This window comes from Blautia sp. An46, from assembly GCF_002161645.1.
In the GTDB taxonomy this organism is placed as follows: domain Bacteria; phylum Bacillota; class Clostridia; order Lachnospirales; family Lachnospiraceae; genus Blautia; species Blautia ornithocaccae.
This window is the reverse complement of the sequence record NZ_NFIF01000001.1, coordinates 341974-363869: the sequence shown is the minus strand read 5'-3', so window position 1 is coordinate 363869 and position 21896 is coordinate 341974. Positions and strand designations below refer to the sequence as shown.

27 protein-coding genes and 2 pseudogenes are annotated in these 21896 nt (G+C 43.7%); 10 read left to right on the top strand and 19 right to left on the bottom strand.

What is annotated here, in order from left to right:
- Positions 1-74: 74 nt before the first annotated feature.
- The 10 genes from B5G00_RS01725 to B5G00_RS01680 all read right to left on the bottom strand — a co-directional run bounded on the left by B5G00_RS01725 (position 75) and on the right by B5G00_RS01680 (position 10555).
- Positions 75-1817 carry an acetyl-CoA carboxylase carboxyltransferase subunit alpha gene (locus B5G00_RS01725; RefSeq protein ID WP_087267518.1) on the bottom strand — a complete coding sequence of 581 codons (1743 nt, stop codon included), beginning with the start codon at positions 1815-1817 and terminating at the stop codon, positions 75-77.
- 26 nt (positions 1818-1843) lie between these two features.
- Positions 1844-3190, bottom strand: a complete 1347-nt coding sequence (locus B5G00_RS01720) for an acetyl-CoA carboxylase biotin carboxylase subunit (protein ID WP_087267515.1) — start codon at positions 3188-3190, stop codon at positions 1844-1846.
- A gap of 13 nt (positions 3191-3203) precedes the next feature.
- The gene (gene fabZ, locus B5G00_RS01715) at positions 3204-3632 is read right to left on the bottom strand and encodes a 3-hydroxyacyl-ACP dehydratase FabZ (RefSeq protein ID WP_087267512.1); all 429 of its coding nucleotides are present in this window, start codon (positions 3630-3632) and stop codon (positions 3204-3206) included.
- Between the two features lie 12 nt (positions 3633-3644).
- A complete protein-coding gene (accB, locus tag B5G00_RS01710; RefSeq protein ID WP_087267510.1) occupies positions 3645-4112 on the bottom strand; it encodes an acetyl-CoA carboxylase biotin carboxyl carrier protein in 468 nt (155 codons plus the stop codon).
- A gap of 17 nt (positions 4113-4129) precedes the next feature.
- On the bottom strand, positions 4130-5365 hold the full coding sequence (fabF, locus tag B5G00_RS01705) for a beta-ketoacyl-ACP synthase II (protein ID WP_087267507.1): 1236 nt from the start codon (positions 5363-5365) through the stop codon (positions 4130-4132).
- An 8-nt stretch (positions 5366-5373) separates the two neighbouring features.
- The gene (gene fabG / locus B5G00_RS01700) at positions 5374-6114 is read right to left on the bottom strand and encodes a 3-oxoacyl-[acyl-carrier-protein] reductase (RefSeq protein WP_087267504.1); all 741 of its coding nucleotides are present in this window, start codon (positions 6112-6114) and stop codon (positions 5374-5376) included.
- Between the two features lie 9 nt (positions 6115-6123).
- Positions 6124-7053, bottom strand: a complete 930-nt coding sequence (fabD, locus tag B5G00_RS01695) for an ACP S-malonyltransferase (RefSeq protein WP_087267676.1) — start codon at positions 7051-7053, stop codon at positions 6124-6126.
- Between the two features lie 139 nt (positions 7054-7192).
- Positions 7193-7426, bottom strand: coding sequence for an acyl carrier protein (gene acpP, locus B5G00_RS01690; protein ID WP_087267500.1), 234 nt, complete (start codon positions 7424-7426; stop codon positions 7193-7195).
- A gap of 111 nt (positions 7427-7537) precedes the next feature.
- Positions 7538-8719, bottom strand: coding sequence for an FtsW/RodA/SpoVE family cell cycle protein (locus B5G00_RS01685; RefSeq protein ID WP_204247311.1), 1182 nt, complete (start codon positions 8717-8719; stop codon positions 7538-7540).
- 15 nt (positions 8720-8734) lie between these two features.
- Positions 8735-10555, bottom strand: a complete 1821-nt coding sequence (locus B5G00_RS01680; protein ID WP_087267492.1) for a glycerophosphodiester phosphodiesterase — start codon at positions 10553-10555, stop codon at positions 8735-8737.
- A 169-nt stretch (positions 10556-10724) separates the two neighbouring features.
- Here B5G00_RS01680 and B5G00_RS01675 point away from each other — a divergent pair, with 169 nt between their 5' ends.
- The 3 genes and pseudogenes from B5G00_RS01675 to B5G00_RS19730 form a co-directional block, all read left to right on the top strand.
- A complete protein-coding gene (locus B5G00_RS01675) occupies positions 10725-11003 on the top strand; it encodes a spore coat associated protein CotJA (RefSeq protein WP_242971247.1) in 279 nt (92 codons plus the stop codon).
- Complete coding sequence (locus tag B5G00_RS01670; protein ID WP_087267489.1) at positions 11000-11272, top strand: spore coat protein CotJB; 273 nt, start codon at positions 11000-11002, stop codon at positions 11270-11272. Before B5G00_RS01675 ends, B5G00_RS01670 begins: the two co-directional genes overlap by 4 nt.
- A 3-nt stretch (positions 11273-11275) precedes the next feature.
- A pseudogene (locus B5G00_RS19730) lies at positions 11276-11371 on the top strand (manganese catalase family protein); the annotation flags it as partial.
- Positions 11372-11518: 147 nt separating this feature from the next.
- On the opposite strand, the gene B5G00_RS01660 reads toward B5G00_RS19730, so the two are convergent.
- The 8 genes from B5G00_RS01660 to B5G00_RS01635 form a co-directional block, all read right to left on the bottom strand.
- Positions 11519-12052, bottom strand: a complete 534-nt coding sequence (locus B5G00_RS01660; RefSeq protein ID WP_143276485.1) for a hypothetical protein — start codon at positions 12050-12052, stop codon at positions 11519-11521.
- Positions 12053-12075: 23 nt separating this feature from the next.
- A complete protein-coding gene (locus B5G00_RS18840) occupies positions 12076-12237 on the bottom strand; it encodes a hypothetical protein (RefSeq protein WP_158229556.1) in 162 nt (53 codons plus the stop codon).
- A 50-nt stretch (positions 12238-12287) separates the two neighbouring features.
- Positions 12288-13010, bottom strand: a complete 723-nt coding sequence (locus B5G00_RS01655; RefSeq protein WP_087267480.1) for a rolling circle replication-associated protein — start codon at positions 13008-13010, stop codon at positions 12288-12290.
- A 146-nt stretch (positions 13011-13156) separates the two neighbouring features.
- A complete protein-coding gene (locus B5G00_RS01650) occupies positions 13157-13369 on the bottom strand; it encodes a hypothetical protein (protein ID WP_087267477.1) in 213 nt (70 codons plus the stop codon).
- 42 nt (positions 13370-13411) lie between these two features.
- Positions 13412-13606 carry a hypothetical protein gene (locus tag B5G00_RS18570; protein ID WP_140403102.1) on the bottom strand — a complete coding sequence of 65 codons (195 nt, stop codon included), beginning with the start codon at positions 13604-13606 and terminating at the stop codon, positions 13412-13414.
- Positions 13607-13809: 203 nt separating this feature from the next.
- Positions 13810-13962, bottom strand: coding sequence for a hypothetical protein (locus B5G00_RS18835; RefSeq protein ID WP_158229557.1), 153 nt, complete (start codon positions 13960-13962; stop codon positions 13810-13812).
- Positions 13963-14112: 150 nt separating this feature from the next.
- Positions 14113-14997 carry a prohibitin family protein gene (locus tag B5G00_RS01640; RefSeq protein ID WP_087267471.1) on the bottom strand — a complete coding sequence of 295 codons (885 nt, stop codon included), beginning with the start codon at positions 14995-14997 and terminating at the stop codon, positions 14113-14115.
- The gene (locus B5G00_RS01635) at positions 14990-15430 is read right to left on the bottom strand and encodes a helix-turn-helix transcriptional regulator (protein WP_087267468.1); all 441 of its coding nucleotides are present in this window, start codon (positions 15428-15430) and stop codon (positions 14990-14992) included. Before B5G00_RS01635 ends, B5G00_RS01640 begins: the two co-directional genes overlap by 8 nt.
- 150 nt (positions 15431-15580) lie before the next feature.
- Here B5G00_RS01635 and B5G00_RS01630 point away from each other — a divergent pair, with 150 nt between their 5' ends.
- From B5G00_RS01630 to B5G00_RS01600, 7 genes and pseudogenes are all read left to right on the top strand, one after another.
- The gene (locus B5G00_RS01630; protein ID WP_087267465.1) at positions 15581-15973 is read left to right on the top strand and encodes a helix-turn-helix domain-containing protein; all 393 of its coding nucleotides are present in this window, start codon (positions 15581-15583) and stop codon (positions 15971-15973) included.
- Between the two features lie 243 nt (positions 15974-16216).
- On the top strand, positions 16217-17296 hold the full coding sequence (locus B5G00_RS01625; protein ID WP_087267462.1) for a hypothetical protein: 1080 nt from the start codon (positions 16217-16219) through the stop codon (positions 17294-17296).
- Between the two features lie 40 nt (positions 17297-17336).
- On the top strand, positions 17337-18227 hold the full coding sequence (locus B5G00_RS01620; protein ID WP_087267459.1) for a DUF4236 domain-containing protein: 891 nt from the start codon (positions 17337-17339) through the stop codon (positions 18225-18227).
- Entirely contained in the window at positions 18227-18541 is a 315-nt protein-coding gene (locus B5G00_RS01615) for a DUF4258 domain-containing protein (protein ID WP_087267456.1), read from the top strand. Before B5G00_RS01620 ends, B5G00_RS01615 begins: the two co-directional genes overlap by 1 nt.
- Positions 18542-18546: 5 nt before the next feature.
- Positions 18547-18774, top strand: a complete 228-nt coding sequence (locus tag B5G00_RS01610; RefSeq protein WP_087267453.1) for a type II toxin-antitoxin system MqsA family antitoxin — start codon at positions 18547-18549, stop codon at positions 18772-18774.
- Positions 18775-18955: 181 nt separating this feature from the next.
- Positions 18956-20398: a recombinase family protein gene (locus tag B5G00_RS01605; RefSeq protein WP_087267450.1), complete on the top strand. Its 1443-nt coding sequence runs from the start codon at positions 18956-18958 to the stop codon at positions 20396-20398.
- A gap of 39 nt (positions 20399-20437) precedes the next feature.
- Positions 20438-20986, top strand: a pseudogene (locus B5G00_RS01600) (manganese catalase family protein); the annotation flags it as partial.
- Positions 20987-21077: 91 nt separating this feature from the next.
- On the opposite strand, the gene B5G00_RS01595 reads toward B5G00_RS01600, so the two are convergent.
- A complete protein-coding gene (locus B5G00_RS01595; RefSeq protein WP_087267448.1) occupies positions 21078-21851 on the bottom strand; it encodes a NifB/NifX family molybdenum-iron cluster-binding protein in 774 nt (257 codons plus the stop codon).
- Between the last annotated feature and the right edge of the window lie 45 nt (positions 21852-21896).

Genomic DNA, 21896 nt, shown 5'->3' with positions numbered 1-21896 from the left:
GAGCTGCCGTATGGTCTTATCCAGAGAATGTATTCTCCGGCAGCAGAAATACAGCAGCTCCTTTCTACAACTATTTACATTTTCCGAAATCTCTCATAACGCTGGGCTGCCAGCTCTTCTCCTGACATGCCTTCTGCTTTTTCCAGAAATTCCATCATTCTGCTCTTCATATCTTTAGACAGCTCTTCCAGGTTATCCCTGCAGGCAGGAATATCTTCTGGGATTACCTGTTCCACAATCCCCAGCTCCAGCAGGTCTTTTGCCGTGATCTTCATCACTTCCGCAGCTTCTTTGGCCTTCTTGCTGTCTTTCCAGAGAATAGATGCAAAGCCTTCCGGAGAAAGAATGGAATAAGTAGCGTTTTCCATCATCCATACTTCATTTGCCACTCCCAGGGCAAGAGCGCCGCCGCTGCCGCCTTCTCCAATTACAATAGAAAGGACCGGCACTTTCAGATCAGACATTTCCAGAAGATTTCTGGCAATGGCCTCTCCCTGTCCTCTTTCTTCTGCTTCAATGCCGCAGAAAGCTCCCGGAGTATCGATGAAACAGATTACCGGACGGTTAAATTTCTCTGCCTGCTTCATCAGACGCAGGGCTTTTCTGTATCCTTCCGGAGAAGGCATACCGAAATTCCTGGTAATATTATCCTTGGTATTTCTTCCCTTCTGAACACCGATAACCGTTACCGGCTGACCGTCTAATACTGCCAGGCCCCCTACAACAGCTCCGTCATCCCGGAAAGCCCGGTCTCCGTGAAGTTCCATAAAACTGTCGAAAATGGTTTCTATATAATCCAGACTGGTGAGGCGTTTGGAATCCCTGGCCGCCTCTACTTTTTCCCAGGCTGTCATCTCTTTTTCTTTTTTTCTTTTCCTGGATTTCTTTTCTTCCTTATTTTCTTCTGGAAGGCTGATTCTCAAAAACTGGCAATAGCCCTTATTCCTCTGATGGAGTTTCACAAGATTTGACAACGTCTGTTTCAGATTCTCTCTTCTTACGATTCCATCGATAATTCCGTGTTCCACCAGGAATTCAGACCTCTGGAATCCCTCAGGCAGCTTCTGTCCAATCGTCTGAGCGATAACTCTGGGTCCGGCAAAGCCGATCAGGGCTCCCGGTTCTGCCAGGATAATATCTCCCAGCATGGCAAAGCTGGCGGTAACCCCTCCTGTGGTAGGATCCGTCAGCACCGGAATGTAAAGAAGGCCGGCTTCGCTGTGACGTTTAATGGCTGCGGATGTTTTTGCCATCTGCATAAGGGAAATGATCCCTTCCTGCATCCTGGCGCCGCCTGAACAGCAGAACAGGATTACCGGAAGTCTTTCCTGTGTAGCCCGCTCAAAAGATTGTGTGATCTTTTCACCCACTACATGGCCCATACTTCCCATAAGGAATCTGGCATCACAGACTCCCAGGACCACTCTCTGGCCGTCAATTTTGGCTTCTCCGATGCGGACAGCCTCTTCCAGATGGGTCTTGGCCTGAACCTGGGCGATTTTTTCTTCGTACTCCGGATAGTCCAGGGGATTGGAGTTGGCAAGGCCGGTACACCATTCGGTAAAACTTCCCTTATCCGCCACCATCTTGATCCTGGTCTTTGCCTTAATACGAAAATACCCGTTACATTTCGGACAGATATAATAATGACTGACTACGTCCTCTTTATATAAAAGCTCCCCGCACTTGGGACATTTTACCCACAGGCCTTCGGGCACGGAAGGAGCCCCTTCCGGTTCCTGCCTCTGTTCTTCGCCTTGTACTTCCTGTGTCTGTACATTGGCAGACTTTTTAAATAAATCCTTTAATCTGGACATCTCCGTGACTCCTTTATCTTAAATCTTTAATCCATGTCATAGTGCTCTGGAATAAAGTGGGTGGTTACATTTCCCTCTACAAAATCTTTTTGATTCAGAATATCGTATTGGAAATCCAGATTTGTCTGGACTCCCTCAATGACCACCTCTCCCAGAGTGCTTCTCATTTTTGCAATGGCAGAAGCCCGGTCTTTATCGTACACGATCACTTTCATGATCATAGAATCATAGTTGGGCGGAATCTGGTAGCCGTTAAATACAGCGGTATCGATCCGGACACCGTTTCCCCCGGGAAGATGGATGTTCTCAATGGTTCCCGGACAAGGCATAAAATTCCTGGAAGGATCTTCTGCGTTAATCCTGCACTCAATGGCATGGCCTCTCATAACAATATCCTTCTGCTCTACAGAAAGAGGCAGGCCTGCGGCAATACGGATCTGTTCTTTTACCAGATCTACGCCGGAGACAAATTCTGTCACCGGATGTTCTACCTGGATCCTGGTATTCATTTCCATAAAGAAAAATTCTCCGGACTTGTCCAGAAGGAACTCAATGGTTCCTGCACTCTCATAGCCTACGGCCTTGGCTGCTTTAACTGCAGTCTCTCCCATCTTTTCTCTGGTAGCCTGGTCAATGGCGCAGGAAGGGGACTCTTCGATCATTTTCTGATGACGTCTCTGGATAGAGCAGTCTCTCTCTCCCAGCTGGACTACATTTCCAAATTTATCACCTAAAATCTGAACCTCAATATGTCTGGGCTCCCGGACATATCTCTCCAGATACATGGTATCGTCAGCAAAAGCATTTACAGATTCTCTCTGGGCAGTATTGAAGTTTTCCTCAAAGTCTTCCAGACTCTCAGAAACCCTCATTCCTTTTCCGCCGCCTCCTGAGGAAGCCTTTATCATAATGGGGAAACCGATTTCTTTTGCAGCTTCCAGAGCTTCCTGTACATTGTGCACCGGCTCTTTTGTACCCGGCACTACAGGAACTCCTGCCTCCATCATAGTCTTTCTGGCTTCAGATTTGTTTCCCATCTTATGGATGATCTCCGCAGAAGGACCGATAAAGGCCACATTACATTTTTCACACATTTCTACAAATCTGCTGTTTTCAGAGAGAAATCCAAATCCTGGATGGATAGCCTCTGCCTTTGTGGATACTGTAGCGCTTAAAATCCTTTCCATATTCAGATAGCTGTCCTGAGGAGCAGCAGGACCGATGCAGATTGCCTCATCGGCCAGCTGGGCATGGAGAGCGTCTCTGTCCGCTTCGGAATAAACCGCCACAGTCTTGATCCCCATTTCTCTGCAGGCCCGGATGATCCGCACTGCGATCTCTCCTCGGTTTGCGATTAATATTTTCTGAAACATACCTTTCACTCCTTTACCCGATCATAAAGGTCATTTCACCCATTACGGTAACTTTTCCATCCTGGTTTTTGGCCACTGCTTTTCCAATGCCTACAGGACCTTTTTCCTTAATGATCTCCACTTCCAGAGTCAGTACATCTCCCGGTACTACTTTATTCTTAAATTTTGCATTGTTAATGGCTCCAAAATAAGCGGTCTTTCCCTTGTTTTCCGGCTTGCTGAGAATTGCCACTGCCCCAACCTGAGCCAGAGCTTCAATCTGAAGTACTCCTGGCATAATGGGCTCCTGAGGGAAATGTCCTGCAAAAAATGGCTCATTGTAGGTGACACATTTTCTTCCTACGGCTCTTACTCCCGGCTCCATTTCTTCAATGGTGTCCACCAGCAGGAACGGATGTCTGTGAGGAATGATCTCCATAATCTCTTTGGTTGTCAGTTTCATTATCTTTCCCTCCTATTTGATCACGAACAGCGGCTGTCCATACTCAACCACTTCTTCGTTGGATACCAGTACCTTTTCTACAGTACCGTCGAACTCCGATTCAATCTCATTCATCAGTTTCATGGCTTCCACAATAGCCAGTACCTGGCCTTTTTTCACCGTATCTCCTTCTTTTACATAAGGTTCCGCATCTGGTGAAGGAGCATTATAGAAGGTTCCTACAAGAGGGGATTTTACTACATTTCCATCTAAAATCTCTTCCTGGGTCTGTTGAGCGTTCTCCCGGGCAGGGACTGCTGCCTGTACAGTTTCTGTAACCATTGCGGCAGGAACTGCTGCAGCCGCCTGGGGTGAGGCAATAACTTTCGTCTGTTTATCTGTTTTCATGGAGATTTTCAGATTTCCCTCTTCCATGGTAAACTGTGTAAGGTTTGACTCGCTGACTGTATGAATTAACTCAATGATTTTTTCTAATTCCATCGTATCTCCTCCGTCAATCAATCATGATATTTTTTGATCAGCAGGCTGGCGTTGTGTCCTCCAAATCCCAGGGAATTGGAAAGGGCATATTCGATTTCCATTTCCTGTCCCTGTCCTGTTACATAGTCCAGATCACACTCTTCGTCCGGCACCTGATATCCTACAGTTTCATGGATATAACTGTTTTCAATTTCTTTCACACAGGCAATAAATTCTACAGCGCCTGCTGCGCCCAGAAGATGTCCGATCATAGATTTTGTAGAGTTTACCTTTAATTTATAAGCATGGTCTCCGAATAATTTCTTAATGGCTCTTGTCTCGAACAGGTCGTTATGATGAGTGCTGGTTCCGTGAGCGTTGATATAAGTTACCTCTTCCAGAGGAATTCCCGCTTCATTGATGGCATATTCCATACATTTTGCAGCGCCTTCTCCGTCTTCTGCCGGAGAAGTAATATGGTAAGCATCGCTGGTAGCTCCATATCCTACGACTTCTGCAAGGATCTTGGCGCCTCTCCTTTTCGCATGCTCCAGCTCTTCCAGAACTACCACTCCTGATCCTTCACCCATGACAAAACCGCTTCTCTCCTTATCAAAAGGAACTGAGCAGCGTGCTGGATCCGGGTTCGTGGAAAGAGCAGTAAGAGCGGTAAATCCGGCGATTCCCAGAGGTGTTACACTGGCCTCTGTACCACCTGCTACCATAACGTCTGCGTCTCCTGCCTGGATACTCCTGTAGGCTTCGCCAATGCTGTGGGTTCCTGTAGCACAGGCGGTTACCACATTGATGCTCTTTCCTTTCAGGCCGAACTGAATAGATACATTTCCTGCAGCCATGTTAGAGATCATCAGAGGCACCATCAGAGGATTTACTCTGTTTGGTCCTTTTTCTACCAGTTTTGTATGCTCTCTCTCTACCGCCTGCAGGCTTCCAATACCGGAACCGATGGAACAGCCTACACGGAAAGGATCTTCCTTCTCCATATCCAGGCCAGCCTGCTCGATTGCTTCCTTTGCGGCTGCCACTGCATACTGGGCGAAAAGTTCCATTCTCTTTGCCGCCTTAAAGTCCATATAATCTTTGCCCTGGAATCCTTTTACTTCTGCTGCCAGATGCACTTTATAATCAGAGGTGTCAAATTTGGTAATTTCTCCAAATCCGATCTTCCCCTCTTTTAATCCATTCCAATATTCTTCTACATTTAATCCGATAGGAGTAATGGCTCCCATACCGGTAACAACAACTCTTTTCATATATCCTCCTACATGCACATACCGCCGTCAACGCTGATGACCTGGCCGGTAATATAATCTGCTTTGTCTGACGCCAGAAAAGCTACCATCTCTGCGATATCTTTCGTCTTTCCAAATCTTCCCAGAGGAATCTGCTTGCAGGCAGCTTCTTTAATATCCTCTCCTAATACTTCTGTCATCTCTGTATCTACAAAGCCGGGAGCTACTGCATTTACGGTAATGCCTCTGCTGGCCAGCTCTCTGGCCATAGTCTTGGTCAATCCGATGACCCCTGCCTTGCTTGCTGCATAATTGGCCTGTCCTGCATTTCCCAGGATACCGGATACGGAAGAGATATTGATGATCTTTCCGCTTTTCTGCTTCAACATCTGGCGGGCACTGTGACGGATGGTGTTAAAAGCTCCCTTTAAATTGGTATTGATCACCGCATCAAAGTCTTCTTCTTTCATACGCATGATCAGATTGTCTCTGGTAATTCCGGCGTTGTTCACCAGGATATCCAGCCGTCCATATTCTTTAATGATACTCTGTATCATTTCCTGGCAGGCATTAAAATCTCCTACGCTGCACTGATAAGCAGCGGCCTGTCCGCCGTTTTTCTCAATGGTCTCTACCACTTCTTTTGCTCTGGCTTCAGAGCCGTTATAATTTACAACAACAAAATTTCCCTGGGCTGCTAAAGTCAGGGCAATCTCTCTTCCGATTCCCCTGCTGGCCCCTGTGACTAACGCTACTTTCTTATCCAGCATATCTATCCCTCACATTTCCTGCTGCAGTTCTTCCACAGCCTTTTCAAAGTCTTCCACAGTCTGAATGTTGATCACTTTCACATTCCGGTTAATCTTCCTCATAAAACCACTTAAGGTTTTTCCCGGGCCGATCTCTACAAAAGTATCCACGCCGTCGGCAATCATAGTCTCTACACACTGCTGCCAGCGTACAGAAGAAGAAACCTGAGCCACCAGAAGGTCTTTGATTTCTTCCTTATTCTTTACGTACTGTGCAGTAACATTGGTGGTGTAAGGAACCTCCACCTCCTGAAGGACCACATCCTTAAGAACCTCTCCCAGTTTTTCCCCTGCACCTGTAAGCATTTTGGAATGGAACGGTCCGGAAACCTTCAGAGGTATCACCCTCTTAGCACCTGCTGCTTTAAGGGCTTCGGAAGCTTTTTCTACTGACTGAGCCTCTCCGGTGATTACAATCTGTCCCGGACAGTTATAGTTGGCAATGGATACGATCCCTTCTGTCTCCTGACAGATTTTTTCAATCACAGAAGCCTCTGTTCCCAGGACTGCCGACATGGCTCCCCCCGTAGGAACTGCCTCCTGCATAAAGATTCCTCTTTTTCTTACTACTGCAAAAGCATCCTCCATAGTCATGGCTTTAGATGCGATCAGTGCTCCATATTCTCCAAGGCTCAGTCCTCCTGCTGCATCGGGAATGATCCCTCTTTCCTCCAGAGCCTTTAAGATGGCAGTCTCTACCGCCAGCATGGCGATCTGGGTATATTCTGTAATATTGATCTTCTCATTCTCCTCAAAACAGATTGTCTTCAGATCCAGTCCGGAAATCTCTGAGGCTTTATCTATTACTTCTCTGCATACAGGAAATGTCTCATAAAAATCCCTGCCCATACCCACATACTGGGCACCCTGGCCAGGGAAAATAAATGCTGTTTTTCCCATGTTCTTACCTTCCTTATATCTCCAAATATTTTGATTAACAAAGTATTTATCTAAAAGAATAGGAAGCACGCTGTTGCGGCCTCCCATCTTGTTTTTAATTCCTGACAACAGCCGGTTTCAAAGGATCCCGTCTATTGTTTTATTCTTCTACGCCTTTTGTTTTCAGATAGTCAACTACTGCACCTACAGTTGTCAGATCCTGTAATTCCTCGGAAGGAATCTCAACAGAGTATTCATCTTCCAGAGCCATAACCAGCTCAAACAGGTCTAAGGAGTCAGCTCCTAAATCTTCTTTAAAAGATGTCTCCAGAGTAATGCTTTCTGCGTCACAGTTTAACTGCTCTGCAATGATCTCTTTCATTTTTTCTAACATGATTTCCTATCTCCTTTAAATTACATTATTCAATCCCCAATGGGAATTTTGCTGTCATGAATACTTTGATGCTCAAAGTATATCTTCTTTCCCTATATTTGTCAACCCTTTTTATTCCGTAAATTTAATTTGCCTGGAGATGCTTAAAGCAATGGCGATTTCCAGCATCAAAAACAGGATTGACGTACCTCCATAACTGATGAAAGGAAGGGTGATTCCCGTTGTAGGAATCCAGTTCAGTACCACACAGATATTCAATATCACCTGAAGGGCAATATGTATCATGATCCCCCCAACTACCAGGGACCCATAAAAATCCGGAGCATTCTCCGCAATAAAAAACAGACGGTACAGCAGGTAGGCAAACAGGATAAGAACTATCAATCCGCCGAAAACTCCCAGTTCCTCACACACGATAGAAAAAATCATGTCATTCTGGGCCTCGGGCACAGGCCCCAGTTTCTGCACACTGTTTCCCAGTCCCTTTCCAAAAAAACCTCCGCTTCCGATGGCGTACAGAGCCTGCATGATCTGGTATCCTCCTTCACTGGAATACTGTTCCGGATTCAGCCATACCAGGATACGCCCCAGACGGAAACTGCTCAGATTTTCTGTGTCGATCACCGCATCCTTCAGCACTGTCTGAAGGACAACCCTGCCCACAACCACCAGAACTGCCAGAATACCGCCCATAATTATAAAGGGCCTGGTCTTTGGATGTGCAATGAAAATCATAATTACGGTAATCGCCCCTATAATAATTCCTGTACTTAAATTTTCTGTAAGCAGGAAAGCTCCCATTGCCAAAAGACCGCCTGTACACAGAAGAAAAACAGAGCCCCGGAGAGTCTTTACATTCTTTCCCATCTTTATGATCAGACAGGGAATAAAGGTAATAGCTGCGATCTTTGCCAGTTCCGAGGGCTGAAACTGCAGGGCAGTCCCCGGAATAACCGTCAGCCATCTTCTGGCGCCGTTTACCTCTACGCCTAAAGGCGAATATTTAACCAAAAGCATCAATATCAAAGAGAGCACATAAATTCCGCCGCTGATATAATAAAGGACATGATAGTCTAATCTGGATATAAGCAGCGCTCCCAGGATACTGGCTATACTGATTATGGCCTGACGTCCAAAAAAACGCATATCGTTTTCATAGTTTACCTGAGAAGTATAGGCACTGGTGCTGTAAAGCATGACCAGGCCGAAACAGGTCAGCAGAATTACAATAGCAACCAGATTATAATCATAATATCTTGGTTTTGCCGCCTGTTTTTTATTTTTTTTTGGCATTATTTACCCTCCCGCTTAAATTCCAAGGGCATACTCCAACAGTTCTGCAAAACCTGTCTTCGTACCGCTCTCCTGATTCTGCACCTTACGGACCAGAACAGGATCATCTGTGATTATATTGTCAACCCCCATGTCCAGCATCCGTTTTATATTCCCCCTGTAATTTACCGTCCAGGCATGAACCTCTTTTCCCAAAGCATGAGCCTCTCTCACAAATCTCTCTGTCACATAATCATATCGGACACTGAAAAAATCTGCAGCTTCAGCCTGGGAAATACTCCCATAGCTCATTGTCATAATATAGCCTGTCCCGATTTCAGGCGCAGTTTCTTTTATCTGTTCCAGGAACTGATAACTCATAGATGTGACCACGCAGTGCTCCTGAAAATCATTCTCCCTGATCACCTGGATCACTCTCTGAACAATCCCCTTATTTTTACCATTATACTTAATCTCTATGTTTAAGTCCAGTCTTCCATAGCAAAATTTTAATACATCTTCCAAAGTGGGGATTTTTTCCCCTTTAAAATCCTCTCCGAAAGAACTTCCTGCATCCAACTGGCTGATCTCCTGGTAGGTCATCTCCCAGACTTTCTTATCTACGCCTGTAATTCTTTCAAGAGAATCATCATGGAGCAGGATCAGTACTCCGTCTTTCGTTTCCTGCACGTCAATTTCTGCAGAGTCTGCTCCACATTCCCAGGTATACTCCAGGGCACTGAGAGTATTTTCCGGTGCTCTGAGAGCTCCGCCCCGGTGGGCGGTAATATTTGCATCTGCGTTCAGACTTTCCAGAACCGTATCGTGACTCACTGCCGTGGCTGCCAGATATCCCCCTTCCATTCCCACAAATAATATGGTCAGAAAGGCGGCTGCTCTGCGCCGCCCCAGTTTGGAAAGCCAGCTGTAGCTGCGTACCAGTCTGCAGAGGGGAACATCCTCATTTTTCTGCCTGTGAAAGCGGGAATAGACTGCATAAACAAAGGCCAGACTGCCTATCATCTGAAGGCCTCCTGCAAAAACTCCCATAGCCATATGAATGTATTCTTTATAGATCAGCACACTTGTAATCTTTCCTTCTTCCGGCCTGAGCAGCATAACAGCTCCGGTTATGCCCACAGTGGTCAGAAGATAAAATGCCGCTCCAATGACAGCCAAGATCAGATAAAGGATAACGCCTCCTCTGAGAATAAGTTTCCAGCGTTTTTTCAGTAGATGGATTCCCTTTCCGATTCCAGCAAGACTTTTTTCACTTTCCAAAAAACAATAGGGAAGAGCGAATACGGAACAGCCGGAGATCAGAAGCAGGATTGCCAGAAACAGATACAGAAGGCCATGGGGAGTCACTGTCTGATAAATCTCTCTTGCCGTAAATTCCAGAAGCCCTACATAGGAAGCCTCCAGCACCAGAAAACAGGCGCTAAGAAAAGGAACGGACAGAGCTGCCCAGAAAATCCACAGAAATTTTCTCTGTCTGAGGAGTCTCAGAACTCCTTTTAACCCTTCTATAAAAAAATCACTTGCATAAAGTTTTCTTTTTGCTGCTGAATGCTGGAAACCCCAGAGCAGCGCCGAGGCCTCTATGAGAAAAAACAACAGCAGTACCGCAAAAGCTCCAAGAAACAGCAGTATGGTCCAGGGACTTTTAATAAACTCCCCGTAATTTTCCGCAGTAAGATAACTGAATCCCTGATGTTTCAGAGAGATATCCACTGCCTTTTCTATAATCTGCATGGTCAGGAAAAAAGTCAGGATACGATAGCCTGTCTCAAAAAGCAGCAGGTTTCCCAGATTGTGTCTGACTGCTTTCCATGTGTGTTTCAAAATTCTTTTCATAAGTCTGTCCGCCTTTTTGGTATCTTTACATTATTTTAACAAAAACAGACTGGCTTATGCAAACAGAAAGACAGACATCCGATTTTCACATTTTATGCAGAGTCTCATAAAATATTACTGTAATATTCGGGCAGATATATTTCTGCTGATAGATCTGAGAGGTTTAAAAATGGATAATTGCAGAATGAATTATACAGCTTCCCGTTCCTGCCGCATCAGCCCCAGGGAAATGTCTCCCTCCTGGGGCTGCCAACCTTCTTCAGGCAGTTCGGATAAGATTGAAGACACCTGCATTTACACCCATGCAGATGAACTTCCCCTGACAATGGCCTATGTGCCCTGTCAGAAATTTTCCAATACTTTCTCTTTGTGTAAAGGCCTGCAGATGGGAACCATCTTTCCGGAACTGTGCAAACCTTTTTGTGGAAAGCGAGGTGGCTGCAGATGAATAAAAATTGCAGATATTCCAGAGAGCAGCTGTTAAATACCATCAACGAGGTCAGCTTTGCAGTAGATGACATAAAGCTTTATCTGGACACTCATCCTGAGGACGAAAAGGCTCTTGAATTTTTTAAGGAAAAAGTAATGGTCCGGAACGAGGCCCTGAAAGAATATGCCGCCCAGTACGGTCCCCTGACCATTGATACTGGAGATGATGCCTGCAGCAGGCAATGGGACTGGGTCCTGGAACCCTGGCCATGGGAAGGAGTGTGCTGAATTATGTGGAATTATGAAAAACGTTTACAATATCCTGTTCATATTAAAACGCCTAATGCAAAGATTGCCAAGATCATTCTTACGCAATATGGGGGCCCTTACTCCCGTAACCTAGAACGGTTTTTCTACTTATTTTAAATGTGAATGAGAATTGATTAAGAAGATGACACAATATGTACTCCCCGGAGGGCTTCCGGGGAGTTTTTTTTGATATAAATATTTATCATGAATAAAATCTTCCTATATTTAGCCCTTTTTATTTTTTATAACAAATTTTTTCACCTCAAACAATATTGCATTACTTGTCCGTTCTGCTAGTTGTTGTTCTTCTAAAAACTTTTGAGTCTCTTTTTCATCCTCAAAGTCCCTATGTTTTAACAGTGTTTCTGTGACATCTAAATTATCTTTTATTTTTTTAATAAGGCTTCCAATATCTTCATACTTGTTTCTTTCATCTTCAATTTCAAGGATAAGCTGAAGTTCTAAAACTTTTCTATTATATTCCAGTAAATCTGAGAAATATTGTCCTTTATTCCCTTTTACTAATGAAGATATAATTTTTTTAGGATACATATCTAAATAAGTAGCTTCATTTATAATTTTATGAAAAAATTCTAACTTTTCTTGTTGTTCTCTTTCCTGTCGATTTGATACTATAGTCTTCCAAAGAACTATTAACGTAATTGCTCCACCAATAATGGCTCCTAAGTATGAGCCCCAAAATCCTATCCAGTCATTGCTTCCTTCTATTTTAGGCCACGGTATCCAATATGAAGACACACAAAACGCCACCACCATAGGGCTTATTGGCCAAAGTCCGCCGGCGTCTCTGTCACCTGGTTCATGACATAATCAATTTCCTGGAGTTCTTTACGGTGCATTGCCGCCGTCTGCCAGTCATTTATTGCTCCGGATATAGATCGGTGTGTCCCCGGTTCGCCACAGCCCAGGTATTTCAATATCATCTTTTCTTCGTCATCTGTAATCCAGAAGGGCTGTCCATACCTTCCGCATTTTATCCTCCCTCCTTAATCAGCGTGTAATAGATAAATTCGTAGCCGTCCGCCGTAAATCCTTCCCTAAGACTGTCTTTATCCAGATACCAGCCTGGGGGAATTTTTATTTCCCGGGAAAACCTATTCCCCTTCATTGGCTGTTTTTTCGGCACAGGGCGAATCAAGTTCTTGCTGGGATTGTAAGATTTTTTCTGAAGCTGTTCGTCTGTATCTCTGGTCTTTTGAAAGTACTTGATGAAGTATTCCGCCAGCCTTCGATATTGCCCATTTCTCTCCATTGGCTTTAACGTTGTATATCCATATGGCCATACATCCCTTATCTTTCTGGCGTCAATAGGGCTGAGTACCATATGTATATGGGCAGCTCCTCTTGTTCCCACTTCTGCGGTCCAGATGTACTTTAGAATCCGTTTTTCCTTTTTGTATACTTTTCTAAGATCCCGCAGGAGTTTCTGTTCCTGCTTATGCAAAAGCTTCGCATCCTGCGGTCTGTCTTCCTTTCGGTAGCTGAAGGTCACATACCAGCACTCTCCATTAAAATTTGCGTTCAACAGCCTTGTCAGTCTTTTTACCAAGTGCCTGTCGTTGATTTTTCTTTGCTGCTCCGTTGTGGGGTTTACCCGGGGCCTTCTCTTTTGTCCCTTTGGCTGCAGCCAATATGTATAAAACTTGGCAATCTCCTTTGTCTTCCCTGCCTTGCATATCATCTTCATGTACGGCATATTCTGTCCTCCTGGTTGAAACAGTAATAAACTTAGCAAGTCTAAAACGGGCATTCGCCCGTTGTTTTTTTTCGGCCATATATGCTATACTTGTCCTGTGATGAGTAGCCTATATGGCTTGCCCGGAGGTTTCGGCCTCCGGGCTTCTATTTTTGTATGAATGGTATTTCAAGGTTTCCGCTCCTGTCCCGCCGGCGGCATCCCATAAAGTGTTCCTTTCCTCCATGGGAGCCGTAGAACTGATCTATGGTGTGAAAGCTCTCCAGCGACAGAGAAGTGATTCCATATCGTGCTTTTATTTCCTCAATCTTGTGAAATACAGGAATTAAATCTTTGCTTAAATCGGCAAATTCTCCCATTGCATTTTCTCCTTACTCGCCTTATAATAAAGGCGTGCTAAACTATTTAACGTCCGTTTGGGTGCCAGCCCGGCGGACCTCTTCTTTTTTCAATGCTTCTTTGTAATCACATACCGCCATGAAGGCTTTAACGCAGAGTTCCATGGTTTTGTTTCGTGGTAGATTACGATTTTTAATATATTCGCTGCATTCATCACGCAGCATTTCCTCCATTTTGAATACTGTTTTGCTTTTCACACTTTTTTCGCCTCCTCTCTTCCCAGTCCCGGGCAACTTCTATCAACCACAGTATTGCGCCAAATATAATTGTTACTCCTAAAATCTGCGTGAATATTCCGTCCTCCGGCGGGATGCGAAATACTGTGTTGAACGCCAGGGCTGTCAATAATGCTGCCTCCGTGATGCTTGTCCTATGCAATGCTTGTCCCTCCTTTCCCGCCTCAGGCGGTCTTTTTCTTAAGCTTAGTTTCAAATCCAACCGCCCTTCCGGCCCGGCAGATTGTCTCGGCTACAATTTTTGCCACCATTTCTTCCGGGAGCTGGTCTTGATTTACCCATTTTCCATTTACTTTAATTTCGCTGATTATTTGCATTGAATCACCTCTGTTTTAGGGTATGTAATGTACGTTGTCCAGGTTCATATCTAAACACAATATGTTCCTGGAAGTTTTCTGCACTCTGCATTTACACGGGGTTGTGACCGCCCTTGCCTGCATTACAGGCGGAGCTTATGCTCCGCTATCCTATTTTTCAGTTGAATCTGTAACTACTGTGTCTGCTCCCTGGACAGTTACCCAGCCATGTTCCTTCCGGGCTTCAGCTTCTGTCATTTTAATAAGTTCGTCTGTAATAGATGCAGCCTTAATCCGGTTCGCTTCAGCTTCAGCCTCTGCATTTGTAATTGTAACCGCCTTATCCGCTTCCGCTTTTGCTTTGTCGGCTTCTCCCTGAGCAATAGCGGTCTGCTTATCCAGTTCCGCTTTCTCTGCGTCCTGCTTTGCCTGTTCTTTTGCCTGTACCTTGGTCTGAAGCTCCTCATCAAGCTGCACATCTATGATCAGAGCGGAGGAAACTTCCATTCCATACTCTTCTCCTAATTTTGCGTTCAAATATTCAGTAATGGCCTGTCCGACCTCTGCTCGTTTGTCTGAGTAGATGTCCATGACAGAAAACTGTGGCGTGACTTCTTTTATGTATGCAAGTATGGAATTTTTCACCTTAGATTCCACGATCTGGTTTCCGTCCATGCCGTTAAATTTTTCATATACGCTGGTCACTTTTTCCGGTATGAAATTATAGTTGACAGTCATATTCATCTTTACCATTCCGCCATCTGCTGGAGCGTCAACATGAGTATCTTTTTCCAGTTTCTTTTCATTGAAATCTGCTGCATTGTTGCTGAGCACAAGCTGCTGCTGCGATACTGGAAAATTTTCCACACGGTTAAACGGTCCTACAAAATGAATCCCTGGACCAAGAGTTTTTTCCTGTACTCCGTTTTGGACTGACCAGACTACCCCAACTTCTCCCTGATCTACGCTTGTCAACGACATAGCTATATAGATCCCTCCAGCGATAGCAGCTATTCCGATAATGATTCCAGCTATTATTGAAGATTTCTTACTCATTCTTATTCTCCTTTACTTTCTTCTTCATTTTTTTGTAAGCTTCCTTTTCCACATCAAAAGCGTTTTCTCTTCTTTTGATGGATATAAATGCCTTATTCCATATCCACCATACTGCTATCCCGGCTATGGCTAGTGTAAGGACGGCAGCTACGAATACAAGAAACCTCATGTTTTCACCTCCTGCTTCTCTTAATATTGTAATTACATGTAATGTGCCACTTTTTGTCTCATTTCGTGACAATTTAAATAAAAAAATTTCTTGTACGCTTCTTTTATAATATTTTGCCAATTTAATTTTTATAGAATCTCTGGGCACTCGTTTTTCAGTTTCATACATTCCAAGTGTAGATGTAGCTATTCCGATATCTTTCGCTACCTCTTCCTGAGTTTTATCTCCTCTTAACTCAGTAAGTTTTTTCCCGAATCCTTCCATTTGCTCCTCCTTTCTTTTGTCACTTTTTGTGACTAGCCATAATATATCACTCATCTCTCATATTGTCAATATCTTTCTTCACATTATGTGACACTTTTCATTTACTTTTACCACGTTTTGTGATAATATGTATATAAGGAGGTTTCAAATATGGGCGATTTCAGTAAAATATTTAAAGCTTTACGACAGTCTAGCGGATACACGCAACAAGAGTTTGCGGATAAAATAGGTATTTCACGAAGCACTATAGGTATGTACGAAACAGGCGCTCGGGAACCCGATTTTGAGACATTAGAAGCTATAGCTGATTTTTTTAATGTAGATATTGATTATTTATTAGGAAGAACTAACAAGACAACCGTACTACCCGAATCTTCCTACTATTTTAATGATGAAGCTAGAGAAATGGCAGAATTCATGTTTAAACATCCAGAATACAAAGTATTATTTGATGCTTCACGGAAAGTAAAAAAAGAAGATATCGAATTTGTTAAAGAAATGATTGACCGTGTAAGGGGTGATTCCAATGACACCGGTTGTTAATGTATCATTAGCCGACCTACCATGTTCTATAAAAGCATATACCGTGGTTTCACCGGATGGTACATACAATATAATTTTAAGTTCCAGGCATACCCACTATCAACATTTATTATCTTACCATCATGAAATGAGCCATATAGAAAATGGCGATTATGATAAGCAGTGCAGCGCTGATTTAGTTAAATTTTTTGCACACGGCTAAACCATTTTAATACACAACCAATTATATAGGGAAGGAATTTTATGAAAAAGAAATTTTTAATTCTCTTATTGATCCTATGTTTTTCTGCCTCAACAATAGCATGCAACTTCCACGAGTTTGCTCAAAAAGGAGACTATTCTCAATCTAATCTCGACCAAGGGGCATCCAATGAAAGAGAAGGCCCCAACCAAACATCAAATACGGTTTTTCAAAGCAATGCATCTGTTTCGCTAGTGGCTAATATCACATCGCCCAAAGTCGGGGATGCCAAAATGTTCTGTAATAAAATAGCTGCTGGTTCGGACGGTGAGCTTGTTCTTTTTAATACCGATGGAACTGTATATAAAAAATTTTCTAATATTCCTGTAAACTGGCTATACCCATCTGAGGACGATATGATTATTGTCAGTGGTAGTTTTAACCATCAAATTCTTCTCACAGAATTTGATGACGATTTTGAAATTAAGAATAGTAAGGTGTTGTTTGATAATACCAACCTTCTTATCGATCCTACCATAACAAAATATAACGATATATGGATATTAACATATATTGAAATCAATGGAACTGTAAATAATTCAAATCCAGATGCTGAAAATGGATTGTACACAGTACATTGTTATACATCGTCGGATCTTTCAGAATGGACACTTGTTTCTGATATTATCTCTTGTAAAAATAATATAGAAGATGGTGATTTAGTTATTAACAATGACATTTTCTATTATATTTTCGAAAAAGAGTCTTATGACAAGGGTCCTTCCTCTTTAGAAGTAATTTCCTCTAAAGATCATGGCGTAACCTGGGAAAACAAAAAAACAATTATTTCAAATGATTCCGATAATGAACTTGCTTCTGTATTTCCAACTTCTTCAGGATATAGTTTATACTATAGCAGTGATGTACAAAATCCCGGAAAAAGTTATGACGGAGCATCTGTTTATTGTGCAAATCTAAAAAATGATTTTTCTATGGAGAATACATATGAGATTCCGCTTGATGAAACTAATGGGATCCTTTTATATGATGTTGTAAGAAAAGATAGGGACTGCTATTTTCTCTATTCTCAAAATTATATAACAAAAAACAATTTATTGCTTAAGAAAATTTCTTTAAAGTAATCCATATTTCGCCATTTTACAAAAGAGGGGGGAATCTCTTATGGGATTAAGGTTTAAAAAAAGTATCAAAATTGCTCCTGGGGTAAAGCTAAATCTAAATAAGAAAAGTACAAGTGTTACTTTTGGCGGAAAAGGGTTTCATCACACTATAAGTTCAACTGGAAAGAAAACCACAACCGTCGGTGTACCCGGTACGGGAATAAGTTATACGGAAACTTCTTCCAAAAGAAAAGCTTCCACTCCACCGCCGCTTCCTCCAGAAGGCACTTCTGGGTTCAATGCTTTGCCAGAGGATCCTAACAACAGGAAACAACGTGGCTGCCTATTTTATTTACTTGCTCTTTTGGCTATTTGTTTTGCCATTGTGTTATATCCCCTTGTATGGATACCGGCTATTGGATTTTTAGTATACTTTCTCATCAGAAAAGATCTGTACGGCACCAAGAGGCGGAATATAGCAATTTCAGGCGCAGTATTTATAACTTCTTTAATTGTTTTTGCTTTGTTTCCGTCATCTTCTGATTCCCCCGAAAGCATATATGCCGATTGGGGAAAAGATACCTTTGATGTGTCAGAAACAACAGAGGTAAAAATAACAACTTCTCTTTCAGATGCCGATATTACTTCTCTTGAACTCTCTTCGAATGAGATTGCAGAGCTTGATTATACTGATGGCAAAGCGGTTATTACATTTAAGGAGCCCGGAGAGGCTGCATTATTCTTTACTACTAACCATGATATAGATAGCAACACGGTAAAAATCTCTGTAACTGACAAAGTGGCTGAAGAGGCAAAAGCCAAAACAGAAGAGGAAGCAAGGATTAAAGCTGAACAGGAAGCTCAGGCCAAAGCGGAAGAAGAGGCAAGAATTAAAAATTTGTCAAACATGAAAACTACCCCGGTGCGCCAGCACCAGGAAGGATGTATATAATGGAACTAAACATTGAAGATTTAAAAAAGATCTGTACTATAGAAAATCTTGAAATCACTCTCCATGCAGCCAAACGCTTGGAGCAGCGTGGTATAAAAACTTCCGATATCATAAATTGTATAAAAAGCGGCACAATAATAGAGCAATATCCTACAGACTATCCGTATCCAAGCTGTCTTATTTTAGGAATGGCCGTTTCAAATCATTTTCTACATGTAGTCGTTGGAAGTGATTTAAGAACCCTTTGGATTGTAACTGCTTATTATCCAGATCCCGCAAAATGGGAATCTGATTTCCGGAGAAGAAAGGAGTAATTGATATGACTTGTTTTTTATGCAAAGGTGATGTAGAAAAATCCACAACCACTTATATGACGGAATATAACGGCTGCTACATCATTATCAAAAATGTACCTTGTACAAAGTGTACTCAGTGTGGTGAAGAATTCCTAAACGGGGTTACTCTTCAGAAAATTGAAAAAATCCTGGAGGGTCTTAAATCCATGCTGACAGAATTTGCCGTTGTTGACTATAATAAAGCCGCATAATACAATAAAAACCGCCCCTGCGCCAACAGGAACGGCTTTACATACATATCCGAAGATATGCGCTTACTTTGGACGGTAATATTGTATCATCTTCGGGGCAGTCATGCAAGCGGAACAAAAGTTCGCTGGCTGTTATTTTTGTACCTATTTTTACATAGTTTCAAAAGAGGAGATGATAAACATGGCAGAACTCCAAGACAACTACACGGACGGCGCCCTGTATATCCGTGTCAGCACAGACAAACAGGAGGAACTCTCTCCTGACGCCCAGAAGAGGCTACTGCTGGATTATGCCAGGAAACATAAAATTCTAGTAAAGGAGGAGCATATCTTCATAGAAAACGGCATATCCGGGAGAAACGCCAGGAAACGTCCGGAGTTTCTAAGAATGATATCCATGGCAAAATCAAAGCCCGTTCCCTTCCAGACTATCTTGGTGTGGAAGTTCAGCCGTTTTGCCCGGAACCAGGAGGAATCCATTGTCTACAAATCCATGCTTAAGAAACAGTGCGGCATTGAAGTGGTAAGCACCTCAGAGCCCCTCATAGAAGGTCCCTTTGGCAGCCTGATTGAAAGGATTATAGAATGGATGGACGAATATTACTCTATCAACCTATCTGGGGAAACTTCCCGGGGAATGACGGAAAAAGCCCTGCGAGGCGGCTATCAATCTTCACCGCCTCTGGGATACAAAGCTGTTGGCGGCGGAGCTCCTTTTTTGATAATTCCTGAGGAGGCCCGGGTGGTCTCCTATATCTTTGAGCAGTACTGTCATTATCACAGGGAGCCCACAGCCATAGCCAGACAAATCAACGATATGGGGATTCACACCAAAAGAGGCGGCCAGTTTGAACGCCGTAATATCATGTATATTCTCCAGAATAAGTTTTATATAGGGGAATTGGAGTGGAACGGGATTTCTTCCCGGGGCCAGCATGAAACCTTCATTTCCCCGGAAATGTTCCAGGAGGCCCAAAGGCGCATTACTAACACTTATTCTCCCAAGAAGCGCCGCAGCGTATCCACCTGCAGGCACTGGCTGTCCGGTCTGGTAAAGTGCTCTATCTGCGGAGCCTCCCTTTCCTATAACACCGGGAAATACCCCTATTTCGTCTGTCATCGGTACGCTAAGGGATTTCACAAGGGAAGCTCAGCAATCGGCGAAAAGCGGCTGATACGCAGTGTAGAGGAGTATCTGAATAAGCTGCTGAAGGGCCAGGATTTTACTCTTTCTTACATAGAACGTGATGCTCCAGAGATTACCGCCCAGGGCCAGTGTAAAAAGGAGCTGGAGAGCCTGGCCATCCGGGAGAAGCGCATTAAGATGGCCTATGAAACTGGTGTGGATACCTTGGAGGAATACAAAGAGAATAAGGAACGGCTCCTGCAGGAAAGGGAACGCCTTGAAAAACAATTCGCTCAGCTCCAGGAAGCTCCTGCCGCCCCGGACGCAAAGGAAGGTTTTCTCAAAAAGGTGCAGACCGTATATGATATCATTGAAAATCCTGAGATAGGAAATGAAACAAAAGGTGTCTTCATCCGCTCTGTAATAGAGGAAATCATCTATGATAAGGAGCAAGATACCTTGACTTTCCATCTCTACAGTCCCCGAAACCCCGCATAAATACTGGGGTTTCAGGCTTCCCATAGGTTACTGATGTAAGGGGGCCCTGACGGCGAGATGGGTGCCTCTATGCGTTATCTGTCCCAGCGTTACACCATGCCCAACCGTATTGCCATGGGAACCCTAAATGACATTGCCACTGAAGAGCTTGGCCATCTGGAAATGGTATCTACCATTGTCCATCAGCTGACCAGAAATCTTTCTATGGAAGAAATCGAGAAATCCGGTTTTGCCGACTACTATGTGGACCACACCGTAGGAATCTGGCCCCAGGCGGCAGGCGGAATTCCTTTTAACGCCTGTGAATTCCAGTCCAAGGGAGATCCTATCACTGATCTTTTTGAAGATATGGCCGCAGAGCAGAAAGCCCGGACTACCTATGACAACATCCTCCGGCTGGTGGATGACCCCGATGTGCTAGACCCTATCCGTTTCCTCCGTGCCAGAGAAATCGTTCATTTCCAGCGATTCGGGGAAGTCCTCCGTTCTGTCCAGGAAAATCTGGACTCAAGAAACTTTTACGCTTTTAATCCAAGTTTTGATATGCCCTGCAAGGCAAGCTGCAAAGACTGCACTTCCAGGAATTAAAAAGCAAAATCCCTCTGCACACAGATTTTCACTCTGTTCCATATGCAGAGGGATTTCTTCAAAACTTTTGTTCTTACATCGGGAATGCTGCTCAGCCGCAGTTTCCGCCGCCGCAGCCTTCTCCCTGGCTGTGATGATGGCCGCATCCTTCTCCCTGGCCGTGGTGGTGTCCGCAGCTTTCCCCGTCCTCATGATGATGGTGGCTGCAAGTAGTATCAGGGTCATAGCTCAAGCTGCCTTTTAAGAAAGCTTCTACCTGTACATCTGCGTCTCCGCAGGCTCCGGGATACAGACGGATACCGGCCTCTGCGAGAGCGTTTCTGGCTCCTCCGCCGATTCCGCCGCAGATAAGCACCTCCACTCCCAGATCTTTTAAGAATCCTGCCAGTGCCCCATGGCCCTTTCCCGCAGTATCCACGATTTCTGCAGAACGGATTTTTCCTTCTTCTATATCATAGATTTTAAATTGTTCCGTGTGTCCAAAGTGCTGAAATACCTGCCCGTCTTCATAAGTAACTGCTATTTTCATCTTATAAACACCTCTTTCTCCCCTGCCGGCTTTCTCTTTATCCTGCTGCTCCAAACAGTAATTGCCTCCGCAGATATGAAGAGCTGCCCCTTCAATAAGAAATCTGGCGATTTTCTTTCTGGTTTCTGTATACATAGCCTGAACAGTGGCCCGCCCTACTTCCATTTCCAGAGCACAGGCCTCCTGAGTCAGTCCCTGATAATCAATGAGCCGCAGCGTTTCATATTCTTCCACAGTCATCAGGATTTCATGGACGCTGCCCTTTCCTTTTTCAGGATAAAATCTGTCACATAAAGGCAGCTTTTTCACTCTTTTGGGTTTATTTGGTCTCGGCATAGGGGCTCCTTTCTTTTATTATTGGTATATGTTTATTATAAGATG